Annotated in this window: 29 protein-coding genes; 14 read left to right on the forward strand and 15 right to left on the reverse strand. The window is 34.6% G+C overall.

The genetic code is table 11. The annotated features are described in order from the left end of the window. Window positions 1-56: 56 nt before the first annotated feature. The 4 genes from LV89_RS25505 (at window position 57) to LV89_RS12570 (ending at window position 2,537) form a co-directional block, all read left to right on the forward strand. The gene (locus LV89_RS25505; protein WP_170117758.1) at window positions 57-206 is read left to right on the forward strand and encodes a DUF5989 family protein; all 150 of its coding nucleotides are present in this window, start codon (window positions 57-59) and stop codon (window positions 204-206) included. Window positions 207-286: 80 nt separating this feature from the next. Continuing rightward, on the forward strand, window positions 287-661 hold the full coding sequence (locus tag LV89_RS12560; RefSeq protein ID WP_109743249.1) for an SxtJ family membrane protein: 375 nt from the start codon (window positions 287-289) through the stop codon (window positions 659-661). An 86-nt stretch (window positions 662-747) separates the two neighbouring features. Continuing rightward, a complete protein-coding gene (locus tag LV89_RS12565) occupies window positions 748-1,683 on the forward strand; it encodes a glycosyltransferase (RefSeq protein WP_109743250.1) in 936 nt (311 codons plus the stop codon). A gap of 119 nt (window positions 1,684-1,802) precedes the next feature. Next, window positions 1,803-2,537, forward strand: a complete 735-nt coding sequence (locus LV89_RS12570; protein WP_109743251.1) for a glycosyltransferase family 2 protein — start codon at window positions 1,803-1,805, stop codon at window positions 2,535-2,537. 96 nt (window positions 2,538-2,633) lie between these two features. On the opposite strand, the gene LV89_RS12575 is transcribed toward LV89_RS12570, so the two are convergent. Further along, window positions 2,634-3,077, reverse strand: a complete 444-nt coding sequence (locus LV89_RS12575; protein ID WP_109743252.1) for a hypothetical protein — start codon at window positions 3,075-3,077, stop codon at window positions 2,634-2,636. Between the two features lie 84 nt (window positions 3,078-3,161). Here LV89_RS12575 and LV89_RS12580 point away from each other — a divergent pair, with 84 nt between their 5' ends. Further along, window positions 3,162-4,904 (forward strand): capsule assembly Wzi family protein, encoded by a 1,743-nt coding sequence (locus tag LV89_RS12580; protein WP_229201509.1) that lies wholly within the window; start codon window positions 3,162-3,164, stop codon window positions 4,902-4,904. A 1-nt stretch (window position 4,905) separates the two neighbouring features. Here the strand turns inward: LV89_RS12580 and LV89_RS12585 are convergent, their stop codons facing one another. Beyond that, window positions 4,906-6,438 (reverse strand): glycoside hydrolase family 10-like protein, encoded by a 1,533-nt coding sequence (locus tag LV89_RS12585; protein ID WP_109743253.1) that lies wholly within the window; start codon window positions 6,436-6,438, stop codon window positions 4,906-4,908. A gap of 42 nt (window positions 6,439-6,480) precedes the next feature. Then, complete coding sequence (locus LV89_RS12590) at window positions 6,481-7,191, reverse strand: response regulator transcription factor (RefSeq protein ID WP_229201510.1); 711 nt, start codon at window positions 7,189-7,191, stop codon at window positions 6,481-6,483. Window positions 7,192-7,368: 177 nt separating this feature from the next. Between LV89_RS12590 and LV89_RS12595 the strand changes: the two genes are divergently transcribed. After that, window positions 7,369-7,842, forward strand: a complete 474-nt coding sequence (locus tag LV89_RS12595) for a DUF6934 family protein (protein WP_109743255.1) — start codon at window positions 7,369-7,371, stop codon at window positions 7,840-7,842. 13 nt (window positions 7,843-7,855) lie between these two features. Then, window positions 7,856-8,044, forward strand: a complete 189-nt coding sequence (locus tag LV89_RS12600) for a hypothetical protein (protein WP_109743256.1) — start codon at window positions 7,856-7,858, stop codon at window positions 8,042-8,044. Between the two features lie 80 nt (window positions 8,045-8,124). On the opposite strand, the gene gpmI is transcribed toward LV89_RS12600, so the two are convergent. From gpmI to LV89_RS12625, 5 genes are all read right to left on the reverse strand, one after another. Then, window positions 8,125-9,651 (reverse strand): 2,3-bisphosphoglycerate-independent phosphoglycerate mutase, encoded by a 1,527-nt coding sequence (gene gpmI / locus LV89_RS12605; protein WP_109743257.1) that lies wholly within the window; start codon window positions 9,649-9,651, stop codon window positions 8,125-8,127. Between the two features lie 130 nt (window positions 9,652-9,781). Further along, window positions 9,782-10,381, reverse strand: coding sequence for a DUF1684 domain-containing protein (locus LV89_RS12610; RefSeq protein ID WP_109743258.1), 600 nt, complete (start codon window positions 10,379-10,381; stop codon window positions 9,782-9,784). Window positions 10,382-10,389: 8 nt separating this feature from the next. Next, entirely contained in the window at window positions 10,390-10,986 is a 597-nt protein-coding gene (locus tag LV89_RS12615) for a hypothetical protein (RefSeq protein ID WP_109743259.1), read from the reverse strand. 44 nt (window positions 10,987-11,030) lie between these two features. After that, the gene (locus LV89_RS12620; protein ID WP_109743260.1) at window positions 11,031-11,537 is read right to left on the reverse strand and encodes a low molecular weight protein-tyrosine-phosphatase; all 507 of its coding nucleotides are present in this window, start codon (window positions 11,535-11,537) and stop codon (window positions 11,031-11,033) included. 67 nt (window positions 11,538-11,604) lie between these two features. After that, on the reverse strand, window positions 11,605-11,913 hold the full coding sequence (locus LV89_RS12625) for an FtsB family cell division protein (RefSeq protein ID WP_109743261.1): 309 nt from the start codon (window positions 11,911-11,913) through the stop codon (window positions 11,605-11,607). Between the two features lie 282 nt (window positions 11,914-12,195). On the opposite strand from LV89_RS12625, the gene LV89_RS12630 reads away from it, so the two are divergent. Genes LV89_RS12630 through LV89_RS12645 form a run of 4 tightly spaced genes read left to right on the forward strand, consistent with a single transcriptional unit; the run spans window position 12,196 to window position 14,388 of the window. Then, window positions 12,196-12,483 (forward strand): hypothetical protein, encoded by a 288-nt coding sequence (locus LV89_RS12630; protein WP_109743262.1) that lies wholly within the window; start codon window positions 12,196-12,198, stop codon window positions 12,481-12,483. Window positions 12,484-12,518: 35 nt separating this feature from the next. Then, a complete protein-coding gene (locus LV89_RS12635) occupies window positions 12,519-12,794 on the forward strand; it encodes a DUF4160 domain-containing protein (RefSeq protein ID WP_109743263.1) in 276 nt (91 codons plus the stop codon). A gap of 1 nt (window position 12,795) precedes the next feature. After that, window positions 12,796-13,068, forward strand: a complete 273-nt coding sequence (locus tag LV89_RS12640; RefSeq protein ID WP_109743264.1) for a hypothetical protein — start codon at window positions 12,796-12,798, stop codon at window positions 13,066-13,068. Window positions 13,069-13,086: 18 nt separating this feature from the next. Next, complete coding sequence (locus tag LV89_RS12645) at window positions 13,087-14,388, forward strand: hemolysin family protein (RefSeq protein WP_109743265.1); 1,302 nt, start codon at window positions 13,087-13,089, stop codon at window positions 14,386-14,388. 82 nt (window positions 14,389-14,470) lie between these two features. Here the strand turns inward: LV89_RS12645 and LV89_RS12650 are convergent, their stop codons facing one another. Next, window positions 14,471-15,700, reverse strand: a complete 1,230-nt coding sequence (locus LV89_RS12650; RefSeq protein WP_109743266.1) for a chorismate-binding protein — start codon at window positions 15,698-15,700, stop codon at window positions 14,471-14,473. Between the two features lie 387 nt (window positions 15,701-16,087). Here LV89_RS12650 and LV89_RS12655 point away from each other — a divergent pair, with 387 nt between their 5' ends. Both LV89_RS12655 and LV89_RS12660 read left to right on the forward strand, forming a co-directional pair. Next, window positions 16,088-16,312 carry a DUF8507 family protein gene (locus LV89_RS12655; protein WP_109743267.1) on the forward strand — a complete coding sequence of 75 codons (225 nt, stop codon included), beginning with the start codon at window positions 16,088-16,090 and terminating at the stop codon, window positions 16,310-16,312. Between the two features lies 1 nt (window position 16,313). Further along, the gene (locus LV89_RS12660) at window positions 16,314-16,730 is read left to right on the forward strand and encodes a putative toxin-antitoxin system toxin component, PIN family (protein WP_109743268.1); all 417 of its coding nucleotides are present in this window, start codon (window positions 16,314-16,316) and stop codon (window positions 16,728-16,730) included. A 50-nt stretch (window positions 16,731-16,780) separates the two neighbouring features. Here the strand turns inward: LV89_RS12660 and bioA are convergent, their stop codons facing one another. From bioA to LV89_RS12690, 6 genes are all read right to left on the reverse strand, one after another. Further along, the gene (gene bioA, locus LV89_RS12665) at window positions 16,781-18,124 is read right to left on the reverse strand and encodes an adenosylmethionine--8-amino-7-oxononanoate transaminase (RefSeq protein ID WP_229201511.1); all 1,344 of its coding nucleotides are present in this window, start codon (window positions 18,122-18,124) and stop codon (window positions 16,781-16,783) included. Between the two features lie 57 nt (window positions 18,125-18,181). Then, window positions 18,182-18,793 carry a dethiobiotin synthase gene (gene bioD / locus LV89_RS12670; protein WP_109743270.1) on the reverse strand — a complete coding sequence of 204 codons (612 nt, stop codon included), beginning with the start codon at window positions 18,791-18,793 and terminating at the stop codon, window positions 18,182-18,184. Further along, window positions 18,790-19,917, reverse strand: a complete 1,128-nt coding sequence (locus LV89_RS12675) for an aminotransferase class I/II-fold pyridoxal phosphate-dependent enzyme (RefSeq protein ID WP_109743271.1) — start codon at window positions 19,915-19,917, stop codon at window positions 18,790-18,792. The genes bioD and LV89_RS12675 overlap by 4 nt, the downstream gene beginning before the upstream one ends. 264 nt (window positions 19,918-20,181) lie before the next feature. Further along, entirely contained in the window at window positions 20,182-20,652 is a 471-nt protein-coding gene (locus LV89_RS12680; protein WP_109743272.1) for a GyrI-like domain-containing protein, read from the reverse strand. Between the two features lie 9 nt (window positions 20,653-20,661). Next, window positions 20,662-20,943, reverse strand: coding sequence for an antibiotic biosynthesis monooxygenase (locus LV89_RS12685; protein WP_109743273.1), 282 nt, complete (start codon window positions 20,941-20,943; stop codon window positions 20,662-20,664). Between the two features lie 15 nt (window positions 20,944-20,958). Then, the gene (locus LV89_RS12690; protein ID WP_109743274.1) at window positions 20,959-21,351 is read right to left on the reverse strand and encodes a VOC family protein; all 393 of its coding nucleotides are present in this window, start codon (window positions 21,349-21,351) and stop codon (window positions 20,959-20,961) included. Window positions 21,352-21,671: 320 nt separating this feature from the next. On the opposite strand from LV89_RS12690, the gene LV89_RS12695 reads away from it, so the two are divergent. After that, window positions 21,672-22,697: a nucleoside hydrolase gene (locus tag LV89_RS12695; protein ID WP_109743335.1), complete on the forward strand. Its 1,026-nt coding sequence runs from the start codon at window positions 21,672-21,674 to the stop codon at window positions 22,695-22,697. Window positions 22,698-22,754 lie beyond the last annotated feature (57 nt).

Raw genomic sequence — 22,754 nt, forward strand, 5'->3', positions numbered from 1 at the left:
TTCGTGAATACTATTGAACTTTGTAAAGCCTTTAAAACATTTTAAAATTTAATATTATGGACTTTTTAACTGACCTTTTTAGTTTTTTGAAAGAGCGTAAAAAATGGTGGCTCTTACCTGTAATCATCGTATTGTTATTAATCGGTGTACTTATCGTAATTGGCGGAGGTTCAGCCATTGCTCCATTTATTTATACATTATTTTAAGTTAATTGTGATTTAGAGAATGAGTGATTTGTTATTAATAATTCACAAATCACTCATTCTCTAAATCACTAATTAAAAACATGAAACGAGAAAAAAATCTTGAAACCATGCTTGTCATTACGGTAGGTATGTTGGTATTATATTTTGTATTTAGAGAAAAAACTTGGGCAAATAACCTGTTGATTGCTTCTTTAGTCATTGGATTAATTGGTGTTTTTTCAGATTTCTTGAGCGAAAAAGTTGCTTGGGTTTGGGGAAAAATTGCCCATTATTTAGGTACTTTCAACTCTTACGTTTTATTGTCAATCATCTTTTTTGTGTTTCTTACGCCAGTAGCGTTTTTATTCAAATTGACTCGTAAAGATTCATTAAAATTGAAAGCTCAGAAAAATGGTACTGTTTACGAAGAACGCAACCATTTGTATGTAGCAAAAGATGTTGAGAATGTTTGGTAATATGTAGGTTTTAGGAATTAGTTGTTAGGTTTTAGATTTAATCGGTTACTAACACCTAATACCCAATCCCTAATACCTAAATTAAAATGATAAAAATAATCATACCTCTTTATAACGACTGGGAAGCTCTCGATTTATTACTTCAAGAAATAAAAAAGAGCGTCTCAGTCGAATTGTTTTCTAAGTTATCGTTCGTAATTGTGGACGATTGCTCTTCCGTAGATTGTGACATAACTCAATTTTCTTCCTATAATTTATCCATTATCAGGCTTTGGCGTAATGTTAGCCATCAAAAAGCTATTGCATTAGGACTTTCTTATTTAACGCAAGAGTCTGATTTTGAGAAGGTTATCGTTATGGATTCTGACGGGGAAGATAAACCCGCTGATATTCAACGTCTTTACGAAGCTTCTTTGAAAGAACCCAATAAAATTATTTTTGCTCAACGTGCCAAACGTAGCGAAGGTTTAGTGTTTAGAATTGGCTACTCTGTTTATAAATTTCTTTTTGGATTATTGACAGGCAAAGTCATTGAATTTGGCAATTTTAGTATTTTACCATTCCGACAAGCACAAAAGTTAGCCTATGTTTCTGAGATTTGGAATCATTTTCCGGGAGGAATTATTCGCTCAAAATTACCTTATTCGTCCATTCCCATTGAAAGAGGAACACGCTTAGCGGGTAAATCAAAAATGAACTTTGTTTCTTTGGTTCTTCATGGTTTAAGTGCGGTTTCGGTTCATCTTGACACTGTTGCGGTAAGAATCCTGATTGGGTCTTTATGGATGACATTGATGGCAGGTTTAGGAGCAGTAGGCGTTGTTATCGTGAAACTTTTATCTCCTGCAAATGCTTCGCCAGGTTGGGCAACAACTTTAGTTACTGCTTCGATAATCATTATTTTACAAGCCCTTTTGAGTTCGCTGTTCCTTATTTTTACCGTATTGAATTACCGAACACAAAAACACTTTATTCCAGCAAAAGAATATTCAGACTTTATCGAAAAAATAGAAGAAGCGTGAAGGAGTTTATGAGTTTAGGAGGAAGTGAGTTTATGAGTATTTAGCAATTTAGCATATAACTTTGAGATTTTTTTCTCCTTTTATCATAAGTATTTTCGTTTCTTTATCAATAATTAAACATGAAATTAAGCGTAGTAATTCCTGCCTATAACGAAGAAGAATCTCTTCCAGAAACTTTACGTTCATTGTACGAAACGTTAGTAAAACATAATATTGACCACGAAATCTGTGTGACCAATGATAATTCAAAAGACCGTACAGAGCAAGTTTTACAAGATTTACAGAAAGAAATTCCTACTTTGGTTTATTTCACCAATAAAGGACCTAACGGTTTTGGATATGCAATCAGATATGGTTTAGAGCGTTTCTCGGGTGATTGTGTGGCAGTAATGATGGCAGATATGTCAGATTCTCCAGACGATTTAGTGAAATATTATAACACCATGATTGAGCAAGACGTTGATGCCGTTTTTGGTAGCCGTTTTATTAAAGGTGGTGCCGTTTATGATTATCCCAAAGTGAAATTATTAATCAATCGTGTTTCTAATTTTGTGATAAAAATGCTCACAGGAATTAAAACCAACGATACCACAAACGCTTTCAAATTATACAAACGAGAAACCATTGAAGGTGTTAAACCTTTCATGTCGGCACACTTTAATCTCACAGTAGAATTACCTTTGAAAGCCTTTGTCCGTGGTTATTCTTATACTGTTGTACCTAATAGCTGGCAGAATAGAAAGTACGGAAAATCTAACTTAAAGATTAAAGAAATGGGAAGCCGTTACTTATTTATTTTGCTCTATTGTATGATTGAAAAATCATTTTCAAGAGGGGATTATATGAAAAAGTAAAGCATTTTACATGAAACGCCCATCTCAAAACTTTGACATCCCAAAGGAATGATAAGGCGTTCCATCTGATACAATTTAAAAAAACTGAAATTATAATCAGATGAAAAAATGCTTCAATTCAGACATTTGAAAAATCAAAAAAGTCATTATAACACCCCAAAACAAGGCAAAAACTAACATTGAAAACAAAATTTTAGGAATTGGCACTTTAAATGAAAGTGCCAATAACGTTCCACCAATTGGAGTGAAAAATAACGGCGTAAAGCAGGCAATTCCCCAAATTCCCAATTTTTGCCATATTTTCACGGCAAAACGACTTCTCTTTGAAAATAATTTTGGCTCTGTTTTTCTATATTTTGCCATCAATTTCTGAATTTCTCTTCCTAAAAAAGACATTATTGTTACCATCGACATCATACCGATAATAGAACATATAGCTGTCTCTTGCCATGTTAGTCCCAGAAAAATTCCTGCAATTGGACCATTAAAAAATTTGATAGCTGTGGCTAAAATAACTGTAAAATATTTACCGAATGGCATGGTTTTGGGGTTAGGATACTTAAATAATTCTTATCTTGCGAAGGTATTTATCGCAGGGAAGCTAAGCCCTAACAATTTAAAATTATGTTGAAAAAATTACTCTTACTTATTTTATTTGTTTGTATATCAGTGTGTTATGATTCAAACGCTCAAAGCTCATTTGCCCCTTTAAATCAGGACTATTACCATCTTATTGACCGTTACGAAATCAAACGAGGAAAATTTTCTGAAGGTTTTCATACAACTGTTAAGCCATTTACACGCAAAAGTATCGTAGCTTTAGTTGATAGCGTATGGAAAGACACCTCAATCTATTTATCACCGCAAGATAAGTTCAATCTCGAATATTTGGAAAATGATAGTTGGGAATGGGCGAAATCCGATTCAGCCGGTAAAAGTCGTAAGCCAATCTGGAATGTTTTTTACACTAAAAAAAGTGATGCTTATTCCAGTTCTAACGACGTTTTTGATATTCATATTAATCCAGTAGTCAATTTTGAAGTTGGGACAATCGAAGGCAAAAATGCAACTTCTACAACCCTCAATACTCGTGGTGTTGAAATTAGAGGAATGATAAATCGAAAAGTTAGTTTTTATACTTTTCTGACAGATAATATTTCTCTAATTCCTGATTATGTTAAAGAATTTGTGGATAAATATAACCAAAACGAACAACGTGTGGCAGGCAGACTTCCCGGTATGCCCGGTGAAGGACTCACCAAAGAGTTTCGTCAAGACCCACTCAGTACCGATTTCTTTTCAGCACGTGCTTATATTACTTTCCAAGCTACTAAAAATATCCAACTTCAATTTGGACATGATAAGAATATTGTCGGGAATGGTTTTCGTTCTTTAATTCTTTCTGATAATGCTGCTCCGTATTTGTTCCTAAAGTTAAACACAAATATTGGAAGATTTCAGTATCAAAATATATTCTCTCAATTGGTTTACACAGGTTTTAAACCCAATGACCAGATTTTTCCGAGAAAGTATATGACGATGCACCATTTGAGTATCAATATCTCGAAAAAACTCAATATTGGCTTTTCAGAGAGTGTTATTTTTCAAAGAGATAGTACCACAGGAAGTGGCTTTGATTTGAATTATTTGAATCCTGTCATTTTTTACCGTTTTGTCGAAAGTTTTCAAGGAAGTGCTGATAATGCTTTTTTAGGAATTGATTTTAAGTGGAATTTTGCGAAGAGATTTTCATTATACGGTCAATTTATGTTGGATGAATTTAACTCTAAACAGTTTTTTAAAGGCACTGGTTTTTGGGCAAATAAATATGCTGTACAGGCAGGTGTGAAATATATCAATGTTTTTGGAATTGATAATTTAGACTACCAAGCCGAAGTAAATGTGGCTCGTCCATACACTTATAGCCATTACGATGACGCCAATTATTCTCATTATAATCAGAGTTTGGCTCACCCATTGGGAGCAAATTTTGAAGAATGGTCGCACATAATTCGTTGGCAACCGATTAAAAAATTACAGTTAACTGGTAGAGTTATTTATGCAAAATTTGGGGAAGACCGTACCACAACTGAAAACTGGGGAGGTGATATTTTAAAAGATTACGATACCAGAAGTAGGAAAGTGCTTTACGATGACCTCTACGGAAATTACACAGGGCAAGGTAGAAGTACAGTTACCACAATTCTTGATTTTAGAGCTTCGTTCCAAATCAAGCATAATTTATTTATCGAAGGGCATTATATGAATAGAAAATACGATAGCTCAGTTGATAAATTAGATTATACCAATACCGTTTCTTCTTTGGGAATTCGTTGGAATGTACCTGCCAGACAAATGTTTTTCTAAACTATTTTTCTCCGTATTCAATCGTAGCTTTTGCAGAAGTATTTGATTCATTATGCAGACGGTCGAATGAAGTAACGTGGTACACATAACCACGAGCTTTTTCGGCGGTAGAATCTGTGAATGTATTTTGTCTGCCAACATAAAGCATTTTATCAACTCTTTGAAAGTCAGGCGTTTCAGCTCTTTCAAAACGATAAACTGCAAAGTAGGTATTTTCATTTCCATCACTTGCAGTTTCACCAGGCTGCCAAGTTAATATCGGGTTGCCAATTTCATTCCGTGTCAAAAAGACTTTCTTTGGGGCTGTTGGCGGGATATTATCTTTCCACGGCATAGCAGGAATGATGGCAGGCTTTCTGTAAAAATCTGTTCTTAATGAATCTTGAAAACCACCATAATTTTCGGTTAAAGATTTTGAGCTGAAGAATAAACCACCATCAATTTGTGGGTATTGGCGGTCGAGCCGAATCTGGGCAGGAGCTTCTGTTAAACTCCAACCTGCTTTTATTTTATAAACGCCATGACCAATGTATAGGTGTTTTCCAAAAGCATTTTCCATCCACCATTTTGATAATTCTTTATAAGGAACTTTGGCATGATAACGGTCAAAATAAATCTGAGGAGCAATATAATCTATCCAACCTTGCGATAACCATTTACGAGTATCAGCGTATAAATGTCCAAAAGAAGTTTGTCCTGCTTGTGTGCGTGAGCCTTCGGGCGTATTTGAGCTATAATTTTTCCAAACGCCAAACGGACTAATCCCAAATTTAACGTGTGGTTTCGTTTTCTTGATAGCATCACTGATTTGAGAAATCAAAATATCTGTATTATTTCTTCTCCAATCTTCAATATTAGTAAAACCGTTACTATATTTTCTAAAAGTAGCTTCATCTTTTAGCGTTTGCCCCGGCACTTGGTACGGATAAAAATAATCATCAAAATGAATACCGTCAATATCGTAATGTTTTACAATATCGAGAACTACGTTGGTGATGTATTCTCTTACTTCTGGAATACCAAAATTGAGTAATTTTTGACCGTCATAAGTCAGCATCCATTCTGGTTTTCGGTTACTGATATGGTCAGGAGTGACGCTGGTTGCCCGTCTGAAAGTAGCACGATTTAGATTTAACCAAGCGTGAAATTCTAAATTACGGTCGTGGGCTTCCGTAACCATAAAACTGAGAGGGTCGTAAAAAGGATTGGGAAATTTGCCTTGTTGTCCTGTCAAAAACTCAGACCAAGGTTCAACACTACGGGCATAATACGAATCACAAGCATCTCTAACTTGAACCATTACTGCGTTCAGGTTAGAGCGTTTGTGTTCGTTTAAAATACGAATAAAATCGAGTTTTTGTTGGTCAGAGTCATGTTCGCCACGCTTGGGCCAGTCAATATTTTCAACGGTAGCAATCCACACCGCCCGAAATTCATGTTTAGGCGGATTACTTAATTGACGGTTTTTTTGGGCGTGACAACTAAGGGAAATAAATAGTATTAAGAGTAAAGTTTTAATAACTTTTTGTAGCATAATCAAGTAAGGAATGTACAGCGACTATGCAAGTTATTAAATTTATTCTTCAATAGAAAACATATAGCCTACGCCTTTTAACGTTTTGATGTATTGTTCTGGGATTTTTTCACGCAGTTTACGGATATGTACATCAACCGTTCTTTCTACAACATAGACATCTACACCCCAAACTTTCTCTAATAATTCGTCACGATTAAAGACCTTATTTGGGTGTTTTGCCAAGAAGTACAATAGTTCAAATTCTTTCTTGGGCATCACTAATGGATTACCATTATTGAGAACGCTATAATTGGTACGATTGATTGTTAAAAGTCCTATTTCAATTAATGAATCGCTTTCAACCTGTTGTGTATCTCTACGAAGAATTGCCTTAATTCTACTCACTAAAGCACGTGGTTTGATGGGTTTAACGATGTAATCATCAGCACCTACGTCAAATGCAGCGACTTCTGTATATTCTTCTGCACGAGCTGTAAGGAATAAAATATACGTATCTTTAAATTCAAGGATTTGTCTTATCTGACGAGCCGTCTCGATGCCATCTTGACGAGGCATCATTACATCTAACAGTATTAAATCTGGTTTGAAATCCTTTGCAACCTCTAAAGCTTGGATACCATCATTTGCCGAAGCGGTCTCGAAACCTTCCTTGTTAAGGTTGTATTCCAATAATTCAATGATGTCTGGGTCGTCATCAACTAATAGAATTTTGGGGGTAGGTAAAGCGTTTGCCATATTGAAGTTTATCATTACATTACAAAGTTAGCTACCTCAATGTTACGGAATTGTTAAATGTGGATGAAGGAAGCAAACAGCTTTTTTTATTTTAATCGTATTTTGTCCTTAAATAGAATTGTCTATTTTATCAAATTTGCTTTTGGAAGTTATAAATTTAACTCATTATCTTTGAGATAATTGAAAAGCTACATGAAAATAGAAAAATATCAGTTAGAAACTACCAATGATGGACTAAAATACTTTTTTGATAGTATTGGAAAAACAACTATTGAGAAAATAGTATATTATCAACAATTTCCATCTTCAATAATAATAAAAGTGGGATTACCTCCAGAATTAGAAGTTTATAATTTAGCTTTTGGAGATAGAATTGCTGGAACAGATGATTTTAGTGATAAAATGCCGAGTAATAATGGGGATATGGAAAAAGTTTTAGCTACAGTTGTGGATACTACTTTTTATTTTTGGAAAAAATATCCCCAAGCTAATCTATTTCTTACGGGAAGTTCTATCAGTAGAACATATCTTTACCAAAAGAAAATAGAACGCTATTGGGACGAAATTACTGAAGTTGCATACGTTGCAGGACGATTTGATTCTCAATTTGAATTATTTGAAAAGGGAAAAAATTATGATGCTTTTTTGATAATCCGCAAAAGATAGTTATTTTAGTATCATGAAAACGGCAACACTAAATACGAAGTCAAACAAAATGTCCATAAGAAGCGTTTATGAGACTAAACTTAATAAAGTTAAAGAGAAAAACCTTTTTAATGAACAATTTGACCATGCTCAAAAAATATTTTCAGATTCTATTTTTTCAAAGGAAGTATTGGATATAATAAATAAAGAACACAATAAATAGTAAAAAATACTTATAATTGTTCTAAAGGTATATAATGAAAAATGCCTCTGTATAACAAACAAAGGCATTTTTGTTAAAATCTATACCAAACTCAAACCAGTCATAATGGCAGGTTTTTCGATACCCATTAATTCTAAAACGGTAGGAGCAATATCTCCTAATTTACCACTTCTAACAGCTTTTTTATCTTTGTCAATCAAAATACACGGCACAAGATTTAAACTGTGTTGTGTATTTGGTGAACCATCATCATTAATCATATAATCAGCATTTCCGTGGTCGGCTAATACAATTACAGAATAATCACTTCCGATGGCAGCGGTTACTACTTCTCCTAATGATTCATCAACGGCTTCACAAGCTGCAACTACTGCCTTAAAGTCTCCCGTATGACCCACCATGTCTGGGTTGGCAAAGTTCAAACAAACGAAATCAGCTTCTCCTTTTTTCAGAGCAGGAACTAACGAATCACGAACATCATAAACGGACATTTCTGGTTGTAAATCGTAAGTGGCTACTTTTGGAGAATTTGATAACAGACGGCTTTCTCCTTCGAATAATTCGTTACGTCCACCCGAAAAGAAGAATGTTACGTGAGGGAATTTTTCGGTTTCTGCAATTCTGATTTGTGTTTTACCTGCATTCGCAATCACTTCTCCTAAAGTTGAAGGCAAGTTGCTATCATCAAAAATTACGTTTACATTCTTGAACGATTTATTGTAATTGGTCATTGTATAATACTTAATGTCCAATGTTTTCATGCCATTTTCTGGGAAATCTTCTTGCGTAAGTGCTTTCGTGATTTCTTGCGGACGGTCGGTACGGTAGTTAAAACAAAGCACTACATCTCCATCTTTAATGGTTGCGATAGGTTCATTGTTTTTAGTAACAACAATCGGTTTGATAAATTCGTCGGTGATACCCGCAGCGTAAGATTCTTGCATTAAAGCAACAATTCCTTCATCACAAACAGGAACGCCTTCGCCTTTCACCATTACGTCGTAAGCCTCTTCGATACGTTCCCAACGGTTATCTCTGTCCATTGCATAATAACGCCCCGTTACGCTGGCAATTTTACCCACAGAAGTTTTCAAGAAACTCTGTAAATCACCAATAAAACCAACGCCCGATTTAGGGTCACAGTCACGTCCATCTGTAAAAGCATGGATGAAAACGTTTTCTAAATCATTGTCTTTGAATACATTACAAAGAGCTTTTACGTGATTGATGTGTGCATGAACACCTCCGTCAGACACTAAGCCAATTAAATGTACAGGTTTATTATTTTCTTTTGCATATTTGATAGCTTCAACAAAAACGGGTTCATGACGAAGCGTATCTTGCTCAATGGCATCATTCAAACGTACCAAACTTTGTTTTACAGTACGTCCAGCTCCTAAGTTCATGTGTCCCACTTCTGAGTTTCCGAACTGTCCTTCTGGCAAGCCCACTTCTGGACCAAAAGTTACGAGTGTGCTGTTAGGATAATTCGCAATTAACGAATCATAAAAAGGAGTTTTGGCTGCAATAATGGCAGAACGGTCTTCATAACCTTTCTCGGCAATTCCCCAACCGTCTAAAATGACTAAAATTACTTTTTTGCTCACGATATTATTATTTTTTGGAATACGCTTTTTTAATTGTGATTGAGTGAATTAGTGATTTTTGTTCTACGCAAAAGAAAATTACTCTTTTAAATAATTCACAAATCACTAACTCACAATTCACTAAATATACCTAATGTGCTTTTTTGAAATTCTTTTCGCCTGCTTCGATGTTCGCTTTTAAGTGATTTTCTTTGGGCGGAATCGGGCAACTGTATCCGCTACTGAACGCACAATAGGGATTATAGGCTTTATTAAAATCTAAAATTACGGAGTCTCCTTGAATATCCGTTGTTTGTAAGTCTAAATAACGCCCGCCACCATAAGTTTCTTTTCCACTCGTAAAGTCTTTAAAAGGAATGAAAAGATAATTTCTGTATTTTGGATTACTCATTAAAGACAAACTCCGATAGACGTTCAATATCAACTTTTTCCCTTTAATCTCAAATGACAAAACACCATATTTGAAATATTCTTTTTGCTTGCCATCAACCGTTGGAATTTTGAAGGTAGAAGGTTTTTTCTCGATTTTAAATTTACATTTTACACGAAAGAGAGTATCTGGTTCATAAAAATCAAAATACGAAAAGTCTTCCTTTTTTACAGGACCTTCTGCATTTTCCAAAAACTCATTTTTATAAGTTTCACGATGTTGAGCAATGCTTTCTTGGTACGTTTGTGCTTTAATTTGGAAAGCAAAAAGGGTTAGAATTATGAGGAGGATTTTATTCATTTTGGCTTTTATTGATACAAATCCACAATTTTTTGTAAAATCCCCAAAACGGTTGAGAGATTTTTGTACGGATATAATTCGTTGTCAATAATTAAAATATTATTTTCTAATTTCAAAAATAGCCAATCATCTGCGGTTGTAACTGCTCCATAAACAACCTCAATTGGATTCCCTTCTTTTTCGTTAAAGATTCTTGCTCCTAACATTTGAGCGGCACATTGAGAAATTCCTAAATCAAAATCTTGTTTTTTAGCTTCTACAACAGCAAAAAGAGGAGCATCAATCGTGAAAGAATGGGTATTTCGTCCAATAATAAAATCACATTCACCATTCAGCCCAACTTTAGCATCAGCATTAAGATTATCGCCCGAATGAATAGTTAAAAAATCAATATTTCTTTTTTTGATTTCCATTAATATCGGTGCAACAAACCATTCTGAACGAGCTTTTTCGCTACGTTTAGGTAATAGCTGAGAGGTTTCAAGGGTTTCTTTTAACCAATTGCTGGCTTCGATTGGCTCAATGAAATCAAATAAAGATTGGCTTCGATTGATGATTCCGAAATCTTTTTTTAATCTCTCTAAGGTAAAATTTTTGTAAGCCATTTTTTTGAATATTAACTTGTAACTAACCGACTAAATCCCAACCCCTAAACCAATCCATGCTTCTCTACCAAATAATCCAAAAATCCTTCTGCACAACGACTTACTATTTGGTAAACTTCTTCAAAATCAGATGATTGTCCGTAATATGGGTCTGGTACTTCGGGTGTTTTTGTTGATTTACTTTGTATTGCTGAGTCAAATCTTCTGTATAAAAAACAATTTTCTTGAGGTTGGGTCATGCCCAATGAACGATTACTGATTGATTGGATATTTTCCATATTGTAATTGTCCATCCCGACTACATAATCAAAAACTGAAAAGTCTTCGCCGTTCAATTTCCTACATTTATGAGTAAGCGTAAGTTCGTGTTCAAGAGCATTTGTGCGTGTGCGGTGGTCGGGCAATTCTCCGATATGATAAGCGTGAGTAGCGGCGGAGTCGCACTGAATTTCTCTTTGTAAATTTCTCGCTTTGACTGCCCTTCTAAACGTTTCTTCAGCAATGGGCGAGCGACAGATATTTCCAGTACAAACAAATAATATTTTAAGCATTTTATTTAGGGGTTGGGGATTAGGGTTTGAGAATTGGTGTTTTCAATTTTATCCTAAATTCTAATCCCTATTTCTCAATAGGTTGATTTTCTTCATCAACAATCACGAAGATTTCTTCCTTTGGTTTTTTCATTAAATATTTTTCACGGGCAAATTTTTCGACTAATTTTTTATTACCCATCACTTCTATTCTTTCTTTTTCTACTTCTTTAATCTTTTCGGTATAATATTTTTTTTCATCTTCCAAACGCCCTAATTCTCTGTACATTTTGATTTGCGTAAAAAAATCATTGATGTCAAAAAATAACATCCAAAGAAATAACCCTGCAAAAGTGAAGGTATAAAAGCGATATTTATGTAAAAGAAGTTGCTTCATAACATTTTTTTTTCACTACAAATATAAGGCTTTTGCAAGTTTATTGATAGATTTTCAAGGATTGCTTTGCATAAAGACGTTATCATTAGATTAAGATGTAAATTTGTAGAAAATTTTTAGGGTTGGGAAAACTTATCAACTCACAAAATGATTATTATTCAATAGGTGTTAGGATTTAGGGGTTGGGGATTAGTGTTAGAACTTACTAATTCACAAATTAAATAGATACCGATACCTAATCACAACTTATTAAAGCGTCTTTTGAAATATCAAATAAATATCATGTCAAAAAAAGAAATACTTCTCCTTTTTGCCGCAGTTGGCTTTTTGATTATTTGGGTGTTAGACTTGCGTGCAGGGCTTCCTGCGGGGCTTGAACCTACCTTTTGGAATAAAATATTTTATCATTATTCATGGCTAATGTTTGCGGCAGGATGTTTGTTTTATTTTCAATATTCTAAGCAAATCCGCTTGAAAAAAGAGGAAGATGAAGCAAAAAATAAGCCTGTCGAAAAAGTGAAAGATGATAAAAAAGCTGAAAGAGATGCTTTTTTAAAAGGAAAGAAATAGGTTTTTTGTATATTTGAACATATAAAGTTTTCTATATGCCTAAAATATTGTTGTTTAAAAACCTTGTTTTTTTCTTCTATGCTTATGATTTGACCGAAAGGCTTCATCTTCATATCGTTAATTCTCGAAGTGAACGAAGTAGGTCGGCAAAAATTTGGTTAGATACTTTAGAGATTTTTGAGGAGGGTTCTTTGACAAAAAAAGAACTAAAAGTATTTCAACAATTGATAGAAGAAAATATCAACGAAATCTTAGAACAAATCAGTCGTTTTGCTCAAGGAGAAAAAGTAGAAATTATTAATTTGAACTAAAATGAAAAATTTAGAGGGATTTCAAGGAATACAGCCTGTGATTGAAAAAGTAAGTTTTTCTTTCAAAGACAAGATTGCCATTTACTTGCAAGATGGGCGAATTATTATTGCTCCATTGTGTCAGTTCCCTTCTATTCAACAACTTTCTTCGGTTCAACGAAAAAAAATGAACATTGTTGACGACCAAATTATTATGTTTGATGATTGTGATGAAGTTTTTCACATAGAACAATTTTTAGGGTGTGAACAAGAATATAAATATCATTTAGCCTAAAACCTCGCTAATTCATATATGGACTCCCAACAAGCATTAGGAATTATAATATCAATCATTGCCTCAGCATTCTTTTCGGGTGTTGAAATGGCTTTTGTTTCTGCTAATAAATTGTACTTTGAACTTCAAGCTAAGCAAGGAGTAATTACGGGTCAAATTATTTCAAGATACCTTAAAAACCCTTCAAAATTTATCGGGACAATGCTTATCGGTAATACTTTGTCGCTGGTGGCTTACGGTATTTTCATGGAGGGATATTTGCATCATGAAATCGAACATTATTTGCCAATTAGTGGTTTGGCGGCGGGTTTACTCGCTTCTTTAGTGGGTACAATTCTGATTTTGATGACTTCTGAATTTACCCCAAAAAGTATTTTTCTTTTGAATCCAGATGGATTTTTAGAAGTTTTAGCCATTCCAATTTTAATCATTTATACGTTGATGTATCCGCTCGTTTGGGCGATTGTTGGTTTGTCTAAATGGTTTATTAATAATGTGTTACGTTTGGAATATTCTGAAGAAAGACCTGCTTTTGGCTTGACAGATTTGAACAATTATTTACAAAATCTTAACCGTAAAACTTCTACCGAAGAAGAAACTGAAGTTGATACCAAAATCTTCAATAATGCTCTTGAATTTAAGCAAGTTCGGGTGCGTGACTGTATGATTCCGAGAACGGATATTGTAGCAGTTGATATTGAGGGTGGCATGGACGAGCTGAAGAAAACTTTTGTAGAAAGTGGACATTCGAGAGTTTTGGTTTATAAAGAAACGATGGAAGACGTTTTAGGATATTGCCATTCGTTGTCGATGTTCAAAAAACCAAAGGAAATTCAAGGGATTTTGACGCCAATTCCGATTGTACCAGAAGCTATGCCAGCGAAAGATTTACTTTTCAAATTCTCGAAAGAACATAAATCGTTGGCTTTGGTAGTAGATGAGTTTGGGAGTACGGCAGGTTTGGTGAGTATGGAAGACGTAATGGAGCAAATTTTTGGAGATATTGAGGACGAATTTGATGATAACGACGAACTAACAGAAAAGCGTTTGGAAGACAAAACGTATTTACTTTCTGGACGTTTGGAAATTGATTATTTGAACGAAAAATACGAATGGAATCTTCCAGAGGGCGATTATGATACCTTGGGAGGTATGATTATTAGTATTAATGAGGACATTCCAGAATTGAACGAAACTATTATCGAGCATCCATTTAATTTCCAAATTATGGAAATGATTGATGCCAGAATTGATTTGGTGAAATTGACGATAATCGGTGAAATTGAGAAGAAAACGGAAAGTTATTCAATGAAACACTGATAAATTTGATGCTTGTATTTCGATGTTTGATGTACGAAGTTTTTAAAACCCAACATCAAACATCGAATTCCTAATATCGAAATCAAACAATAACTTTCATCAAAGTCTGAATTTTCATTTCTGTTTCATACCATTCTTTCACAGGGTTTGAATCTTCCGTAATACCACAACCTGCATAGAAAACGGCTTCATTTCCAACGACTTTCATCGTGCGGAGATTGACAAATAAATGGCTTTCTTCTTGGATATTTACAGGGCCTAAAAATCCACTATAAAATTCTCGATTGTGTAGTTCTTGTTCTGCAATAATTTTGAGAGCAGGAATTTTAGGCATTCCACAAACTGCTGAAGTAGGGTGAAGGAGTTCCAACATCACTGTTCCTAACTGTGGAAAATTAACTTCTTTGGTATCAACCACATAATCGGTGCGAAGGTGCATCAAATTTCCTGCTTGAACCGTTTTAGGACCACTTTCTAAATATTCACGTAAGCGAATTTTCTTGAAACATTCAATAATATAGCGACTTACAAATGCTTGTTCCTCAATTTCTTTGTGTGACCATCTGATAGAATTGATACATAAGGTATTGCCGTTTTCATCAATTGCCGACTGTGTTCCTGCCAAAGACATGGTTCTAAACTTTCCTTCTTTATCCACACTCACCAAAGTTTCGGGCGTTGCACCTAACCAAAAGCAATTGTATTCTGGTAGATAAACCAATGAAACAAAGGCGTTTGCGTAAGTATTGCAAAGTTTTTGAAAGGCTTCAATTACCTCGAAATCATCTGATAAAGTAACGTTTTTTGTTCTTGATAAAACCACTTTTTGCACGTCTCCTTGCTCAATGGAAGTAACTGCGTTGGAAACCATTTCGGCAAAAAGCATTTCGTTGTAAAGTCCGAAGTGTTTTTCTTCTGTAATGAAATTAGGGTGAGTTTCTTCGTGACTTACTTTTTGTTCTTCATTATCAGCATAAGTTAAATACTGCTTTTCAAAAACTTCTTTTTCACTGTTTGTACCTGATAGATTTTGGTCAATTTCTTGATTTTCAGCATCAAATCGATAATATAAATCGCCTTTCAAGAACAATGATTCACCTTCAAATGGACTCATCGCAAAGCCCGAAGGAAGTTCTTCTAAATCAATTTTTGTTCGTGAAACATGACCAGACAAATCAATAATTAATTGTTTTTCGGTGGTTTTGGGTAGTCTCCATAAAGCAATTGGAAAGCCTTCGTGTAAAGCAGTTTGCCAGAGATTTTTAATCTTCGGAGATTTAGTGGAAATATGGATTTCTGAAGTCAGAGACATATTTTACGTATGATTAGGTAGTGAATAACTTTGTTGATGAATATTTATTAACGGAATTATCTACTATTTGGCGGAATTAAGGTTAGGCTTCTCCGAAGCCCGTAATTCGAGGCTATTCTTGTGCTACAAAGGTTGAATTTCTCCGAAATTGTGTCGATTTATACCTCGGAGAGGTTCAACCTTTGTAGAATATAGTGAAAATTCTCGTACCCACTTCGGAGAAGTGTAACCTTAAAAGAGTCCGCCAAATGGTAGATAATTCCGTTTATTAATAACGCAATGTTTGAATGAGAGGTTTCTGAAAATGTGTATTTTTACAAAATACTTCCCAAAATCTACAAGAGCATAGGACTAAAAAATGTTTATATTTGTAAAAATAAGAAAGATATGAGAAATAGCCTAAAGACACCCATGAACCAAGCTCAAATGCTGGTTTTGCAGGTAGTAAAAGAGCAATATAACGAAGAAGACTTGGAAGAGTTGAAGCAATTATTAATTGACTTTAATCATCGAAAAATGCAACAACATTTAGACCAAACGGTTGCTAAGAAAGGTTATACCACTCAAGATTTTGAAAATATTTTAAAAGGGCATAATCGTATAACTCATTGATATGCTTAGAATTGTTTTAGATACCAATAATGTCTTGGTCGCAAGTATTTCCCGTAAATCACCTTTTCATTGGGTTTGGGTTGCTTTTTTGCAGGGAAAATATCAATTATGTGTTACAACTGATATTTTAGATGAATATGCCGAAATTATTGAAAGATATTTCTCAGAAACTGATGCTGAAAATACATTGACTCAAATAATGTTGAGTGATAACGTTATTAAAATAATTCGTTTTTATGAGTGGAACGTCATCGAACAAGATGCTGATGACAATAAATTTTTCGATTGTGCTGTTGCTGCCAATGCTCACTATCTTATTTCGGAAGATAAACATTTTAATATTCTCAAGAAAATACCGTTTCCTTTAGTCACCCGATTAAAAACTGCTGAATTTAAGCGAGTGTTAGCTAATCTGTAAGATAGGTATTCTGCATCGAATCTAATTTTCTCCGATGCAGAAGCATCAGTTTACAAATTCAAAAAATCTTCAATACAACCATAAATATATTTTAAATCTTCTTCCGAAATACAATAGGGTGGAAGTAAATATATCACATTGCCTAATGGTCTAATCAAAATGCCTTTTTCGATAAAAAACTTATAAGCAATGTCTCGAATATTGTTAAAATATGAAGTGCCTTCTTCCGTTTGAATTTCAATAGAAAGGATTGTTCCTTTTACTGTAATATTTGAAAGTTGAGCGTGCTTTTGCTTGAATTCTTGGTGTAATTGGTTGATTTTTAGGATTTTATTTTCTGTTTCTTCATTCAATAATAAATCTAAACTTGCTAAACCTGCCGTACAAGCCAACGGATTTGCCGTAAAAGAATGACTATGAAAAAGCGTTTTTCGGCGGTCTTCTGAGAGAAAAGCGTCGTAAATTTCTTGCGTACATGAGGTTACGCCCAAAGCCATTGCTCCGCCCGTTAATCCTTTAGAAAGGCATAAAATATCTGGTTTTGTCTCGACATAATCCGTTGCAAAAAGTTTTCCTGTTCTGCCAAAACCCGTCATAATTTCATCGGCAATGGTTAAAACGCCATTTTCTCTTGCCAATTTGATGAGAGTATCTAACATTTTGGGTTCGTACATGACCATTCCGCCTGCTCCTTGAATGAGTGGTTCAAAAATAAAACAGGCAATTTCATCGGCATTTTCCATGAGTTTTTTCATGGTTTCCAACGAATGGGTTTCTTGACCTTTTATGGGAACAGGCAAATAAATGGTTTCGTACAAAAAAGCCTCAAAAGGGGCATTAAAGCCAGATTTTGCCCCAACTGCCATCGTTCCGAAGGTGTCACCATGATAGCCATTTTCCAGAGCAATTACTTTTCTTTTTTTCGTAAATCCTTGATTATGAAAATACTGAATTGCCATTTTTAGGGCAACTTCTACGGCTGTTGAACCATTATCAGAATAAAAGATTTTTGCCTGATTTTTGGGTAAAATTTCTAATAATCTTTCTGCCAATCTTACGGCAGGTTCATGGGTGAATCCCGCAAAAATGACTTGTTCTAATTGTAAAAATTGTTCGGCGACTTTTTGAGCAATATATGGGTGCGAATGTCCGTGCAGATTTACCCACCATGATGAAATGGCATCAATATATTTTCTTCCCGAATCATCAAATAAATATGCACCTTCTGCCCGTGCCACAGGTATTGAAAAAGGGGCGGTATAATGTTGCGTAAACGGATGCCAAACGACTTTGGCGTCTCGTTTGGCAAGTTGCGATTCTTGAATATAACTATTGGTATTTTCTACGGGATATTCTATTTGTTCGTTCATGTAGGCAGTAGTGGCGAATAGCATTCGCCAACGTTTTATTTTTTATTTTGGCGAATACTATTCGCCACTACATTTTATAAATTAAAACTGAATTGCTTCAGCCCATTTTTTTACGACAATTTTATTAATATTTTCCTCAAAATTTACTCGTGCCAAACAATCCAATTTTGTATAATTTAAGATAAAGTCTTCGGACGATTTATTTTGTTCTCCGTTGAAAATCAAGCCTTTCACTGGAATATTATTGAGTTTTAGAAGCTCAGCAGAAAGTAAAGTATGATTGATTGAACCTAAATAATTTCGAGAAACTAAAATGACGGGCAAACCTAATTTTTTAATTAAATCTAAATTGGTTTCTTGGTCGTTTAAAGGAACCATGAGTCCGCCTGCTAATTCAACAATTAAATGATTATCAGTTTGTGGTAATTCAAACTTTGAAAGCCCAATGGTTACGCCATCAATTGCTGCGGCAGCGTGTGGCGACATTGGCTCGGTTAGTCGGTAAGTTTCAGGATGAAAAATTGTTTTTTCGTTTGAAATCAAACTTTTTACGGTGTCAGAATCTGTAAAATCTAATGCTCCTGATTGTACGGGTTTCCAATAATCTGCTTGCAAATATTCTGTTAAGATGCTGGAAATGAAGGTTTTGCCAATTTCTGTTCCAATTCCTGCGATAATATATTGTTGTTTCATAATAATACTTTTAATGTCTCAAAAATCTTCAAAATTTCCTCTTCTGTATTGAATGAATGTAAGCAAATTCGCAGTCTTTCTTTCCCTTTCGGAACGGTTGGCGATACAATTGGACGAATGTCTAAACCATTTTTTTGTAATTCCGAAGCTACCAATCTGCAACGCTCATTACCCGAAATGATAATACATTGAATTGCCGAAGAACTTTCGATAAGTTCTAAACCAGAAATTTGAGATGCTTGTTTTCTGAAAAATTGAATGAGTTTATGTAAGGACTGATTAGAAAAATCAGGAGATTTTAGGAGTTGATACGCTTGTCTGACGCTCTCGTGGGTATGCTGTGGGGCAGCAGTTGTATAGATAAATGAGCGAGCAAAATTGATAAGATAATCTCGTAAACCTTTGCTGCCCAAAACGATAGCTCCGTGACAACCCAATGCTTTTCCAAAGGTAACGACACGAGCAAAAACTTTATTTTCTAAGCCCAATTCGTTCACTAAACCTTTTCCATTTTTACCAAAAACGCCTGTTGCATGGGCTTCGTCCACAATGAGATTTGCTCCATATTTTTCGCATAAATTGGATATTTCTAATAAATTGGCTTTATCTCCATCCATTGAATAGACGGATTCGAGAGCAACAAATGAGTTGAGAGTGGTGAATTGTGAATTATTTTCTATTTGTAGTTTCTTTTCTAAGTCTTTCACATCATTATGCCGAAATTTATATCTTGTGGCATAGCTCAATCTGGCTCCGTCAATCATGCTGGCGTGGATGAGTTCGTCGGTTAATAACACATCATTTTTTTGAGGAAGACATGATAAAAGTCCAACATTGGCATCATAACCAGAATTAAAAATTAATCCTGCTTCTGCACCATGAAAGTCGGCAATTTCTTGTTCTAAACCTTCAATAAATTGAGTATTTCCTGCTAAAAGTCTCGACCCTGTTGCCCCCGAAGGAAAATCATTTACTTCCGAATTTAACAATATACTTTTAGAAAATCCGAGATAATCGTTGGAACAAAAATCGACCAAATTTTCTTTGGGTCGTAACGAACGGAAAAGGGATTGTGCTTTTCGTTGTTCGAGAGTTGCTAAAATTTGTTGTTCTATCTGTTTCACATTTCAATTGTTGTGTAACAAAGTTAAATATAAACCCCCAATTTTATGTATTCATGGATTTCTATTAACGTTTAATAAATAACAAATATTTTTTTTACGATTTCACTTGACTTTACTTTAAAAAATTCCGTATCTTCGCACTTAATAGGTGTAGAACTATTTACTAAGATTGCCCAGATGGTTTCCGTCTGGGCAACTTTCTTTATAGGGCATCAAAGAAATTGAAACAAAAAAGGCTTACAGAAACTCTGTAAGCCTTTTTTGTTATTGAATCGGAATCCAAATTTCTTCTTCAGAATCTGGATGATTGTTTTTGTATTTTTCTCCTAAAATCTCAAAATGTGGTCGATGAGCTAATTGATAGCCTGATTTAGGTAACCACGTTTGAAAAATATATAAAAAAATATCGGTAGAATGTCCTTTATGATTGAAAATGGCATATTTCCCTCCAACGAGTGTAAAAGCTTCCATTTTATCAGGAATATTCTCAAAATTACTCACTTCTATGGCTGCCCATTTCTCGAAGACTTCTTCTGGATTAAAGTTTTGAAAAGGATTTACTTGATTATAATTCTGTAAACTGAATAAATCAGAGCCAATGGTATTTTCAATTTCCTTGCGTCTGGGCATAAAACTTCGCCAAAGTTCAGCAGTTTTATTATTGGAAAAACTCATTTGTAGCCGTTTTCCAACGAGTTTCTTTTCCGAAATGGTTTCTATTCGAGGTTGTTGCATCTTTTGTTTTTATAAAATACCCGCTTCCAACTGGTCTAAATAAATAAAATCGGGAGCTTTTACGCCCGCTTCTTTTCTAATTTGAACTAATTTTGGTGATTCAAAGAAATTTTTAGCATTTTCATGGGAAGTCCAAACCGAAAAATGAACGATTTTATTGGCATCATTTTCATATTTCAAAACTTGAAATGAAACTTCTCCTGCTTCTTTTCTAATGTCAGCCGCTTTATCGAAAATGATTTTCCATGCTTGATAGTCTTCTACTTCATGGATGATTAGTACGTATTTCATGGTGTTTGGTTAAAGTTATGCCATCGCTGTACAAATCTCAATCAAAAAACCGTCCAAATCTCTGATGTATGCAACCACTTGCCCCCACGGTTTTGTTTTGGGTTCTTCAATGATAATTGCACCTGCTTCTACGGCAATTTTCAAGGTTTCTTCCACATTATCTGTCGTAAAACCGATTTCAATCCCGAAAGGTTGTTGACTCAAATTACTTTCTTGAAAACCATCTTTTAAGTTAGATTTTGCTAATGTAACCGAAGCAAATGAAAGCGTGGTTTCGCCCGTAATAATTTCTCCGTAGGAATTGTCAGGTGTGATAAATTTTCTGGTAAAGCCAAATGCTTTTTCATAGAATTCAAGTGTTTTGGCAACGTCTTGAACGTAAAGAATTGTGTATGCGAATTTTATCATAGTTGATTATTAATTTTTATGTCGCAAGTTAATGATTTTATCATTTTACGGATTCACATTTTAGTCAGAAGGAAGAAAATGAGTATCAATATTAATAGTTTTGAAGGATTTTAATTTGAGATTATCTAAAGTTTTCAAATGCTTTCTTTTATTTATTATTTATTTCTTTTATTTTCTATTTTGATGAATTTTATTACTTTTGTCTAATAAAATAATGTATTTGTACAAACTTTAATTTCCTTTAAGTTTGAGTTAATAGTTGTAAAATCCCAATCCTTTTTCAGATGACAAATTATTCCAAGCGTTTAAAATTCCATGTGATGGCGAATAAATGCAAAGTGATTCTTTATTTAGGTTTTTTCTTTTTGATAGCTCCTGCTCTTCAAGGACAAACTTTAAATTCTCCCGTTTCTTTTTCTCCTCGCATGAGAATAATTATTGATAATGATTTGAGTGGCGACCCTGACGGATTGTTTCAAGTTGCTCATACTCTGTTGTCTCCATCGGTAGAAGTTCGGGCAATTATTGGTTCTCATTTAAGAGTAAATGACCCCTTTGATAATTCGGAGAAACAAGCAGAAAATGCTGCTGCGAAAGCCAATGAAATGATACAATTGTTGGGCATAAAAACGCCCATTCCTGTTTTTGCAGGCTCGAATAAAGCAATGATCAATGATACGACGCCTGTTAAAAATTCGGCAGTTGATTTTATTATTAAAGAGGCTTTGCGTACCGATACTAAAGCTCCTTTGTATGTGGTTTGTGGGGCAGGACTTACCGAAATTGCTTCGGCTTTATTGACAAATCCACAGATTGCTAACAAATTGACTTTGGTGTGGATTGGTGGACCAGAATATACAGATTTGGCTGTTCCACCTCCAGGATATTCTCATATTGAATACAATTTAAACATTGATATTTCGGCTGCGAGAGCAGTATTTAATCGTAGCAACGTACCTATTTGGCAAATTCCACGTAACGCATATCGCCAATGTTTGATGACTCATGCTCAGATGTTGGTTAAGGTAAAACCAAAAGGTAAAATTGGAGAATATTTGTTTGGACAGATTGCAAGCCTTTTAGGAAAATTTCAAAAATATGGACTTCTTCCTGCTGAATCTTACGTAGTAGGAGATAGCCCATTGGTTTTGTTAACGGCATTACAAGCACAATTTGAACCAGATGCTTCTTCAAGTGATTATGCGGTGAAACAAGCACCAATTATCTCGGAAGATGGACAATATGTGTATAATCACAAAGGTAGAATGATTCGGGTTTATACCAGATTGGATACTTATTTGATGTTTGATGATTTATTTACCAAACTGGAATTGGTAGCTCATTGATTTGGATTTGATTGAAGATAAAGAAAGAAGGCATCGCATTTGTGGTGTCTTTTTTTG

The sequence above is a fragment of the Arcicella aurantiaca genome, assembly GCF_003148625.1.
GTDB lineage: Bacteria > Bacteroidota > Bacteroidia > Cytophagales > Spirosomataceae > Arcicella > Arcicella aurantiaca.

Coding starts and splice junctions, on each gene's coding strand:
- LV89_RS12565 (WP_109743250.1), top strand. CDS start 748: ATGATAAAAATAATCATACCTCTTTATAACGACTGGGAAGCTCTCGAT.
- LV89_RS12625 (WP_109743261.1), bottom strand. CDS start 11,913: ATGAAGCAACTTCTTTTACATAAATATCGCTTTTATACCTTCACTTTT.
- LV89_RS25505 (WP_170117758.1), top strand. CDS start 57: ATGGACTTTTTAACTGACCTTTTTAGTTTTTTGAAAGAGCGTAAAAAA.
- LV89_RS12570 (WP_109743251.1), top strand. CDS start 1,803: ATGAAATTAAGCGTAGTAATTCCTGCCTATAACGAAGAAGAATCTCTT.
- LV89_RS12610 (WP_109743258.1), bottom strand. CDS start 10,381: ATGAATAAAATCCTCCTCATAATTCTAACCCTTTTTGCTTTCCAAATT.
- LV89_RS12615 (WP_109743259.1), bottom strand. CDS start 10,986: ATGGCTTACAAAAATTTTACCTTAGAGAGATTAAAAAAAGATTTCGGA.
- LV89_RS12690 (WP_109743274.1), bottom strand. CDS start 21,351: ATGATAAAATTCGCATACACAATTCTTTACGTTCAAGACGTTGCCAAA.
- LV89_RS12585 (WP_109743253.1), bottom strand. CDS start 6,438: ATGCTACAAAAAGTTATTAAAACTTTACTCTTAATACTATTTATTTCC.
- LV89_RS12590 (WP_229201510.1), bottom strand. CDS start 7,191: ATGATAAACTTCAATATGGCAAACGCTTTACCTACCCCCAAAATTCTA.
- LV89_RS12620 (WP_109743260.1), bottom strand. CDS start 11,537: ATGCTTAAAATATTATTTGTTTGTACTGGAAATATCTGTCGCTCGCCC.
- LV89_RS12680 (WP_109743272.1), bottom strand. CDS start 20,652: ATGCAACAACCTCGAATAGAAACCATTTCGGAAAAGAAACTCGTTGGA.
- LV89_RS12560 (WP_109743249.1), top strand. CDS start 287: ATGAAACGAGAAAAAAATCTTGAAACCATGCTTGTCATTACGGTAGGT.
- LV89_RS12655 (WP_109743267.1), top strand. CDS start 16,088: ATGAGAAATAGCCTAAAGACACCCATGAACCAAGCTCAAATGCTGGTT.
- LV89_RS12635 (WP_109743263.1), top strand. CDS start 12,519: ATGCCTAAAATATTGTTGTTTAAAAACCTTGTTTTTTTCTTCTATGCT.
- LV89_RS12595 (WP_109743255.1), top strand. CDS start 7,369: ATGAAAATAGAAAAATATCAGTTAGAAACTACCAATGATGGACTAAAA.
- LV89_RS12660 (WP_109743268.1), top strand. CDS start 16,314: ATGCTTAGAATTGTTTTAGATACCAATAATGTCTTGGTCGCAAGTATT.
- LV89_RS12645 (WP_109743265.1), top strand. CDS start 13,087: ATGGACTCCCAACAAGCATTAGGAATTATAATATCAATCATTGCCTCA.
- bioD (WP_109743270.1), bottom strand. CDS start 18,793: ATGAAACAACAATATATTATCGCAGGAATTGGAACAGAAATTGGCAAA.
- LV89_RS12600 (WP_109743256.1), top strand. CDS start 7,856: ATGAAAACGGCAACACTAAATACGAAGTCAAACAAAATGTCCATAAGA.
- LV89_RS12640 (WP_109743264.1), top strand. CDS start 12,796: ATGAAAAATTTAGAGGGATTTCAAGGAATACAGCCTGTGATTGAAAAA.
- bioA (WP_229201511.1), bottom strand. CDS start 18,124: ATGCTATTCGCCACTACTGCCTACATGAACGAACAAATAGAATATCCC.
- LV89_RS12580 (WP_229201509.1), top strand. CDS start 3,162: ATGTTGAAAAAATTACTCTTACTTATTTTATTTGTTTGTATATCAGTG.
- LV89_RS12575 (WP_109743252.1), bottom strand. CDS start 3,077: ATGCCATTCGGTAAATATTTTACAGTTATTTTAGCCACAGCTATCAAA.
- LV89_RS12695 (WP_109743335.1), top strand. CDS start 21,672: ATGGCGAATAAATGCAAAGTGATTCTTTATTTAGGTTTTTTCTTTTTG.
- LV89_RS12630 (WP_109743262.1), top strand. CDS start 12,196: ATGTCAAAAAAAGAAATACTTCTCCTTTTTGCCGCAGTTGGCTTTTTG.
- LV89_RS12650 (WP_109743266.1), bottom strand. CDS start 15,700: ATGTCTCTGACTTCAGAAATCCATATTTCCACTAAATCTCCGAAGATT.
- LV89_RS12685 (WP_109743273.1), bottom strand. CDS start 20,943: ATGAAATACGTACTAATCATCCATGAAGTAGAAGACTATCAAGCATGG.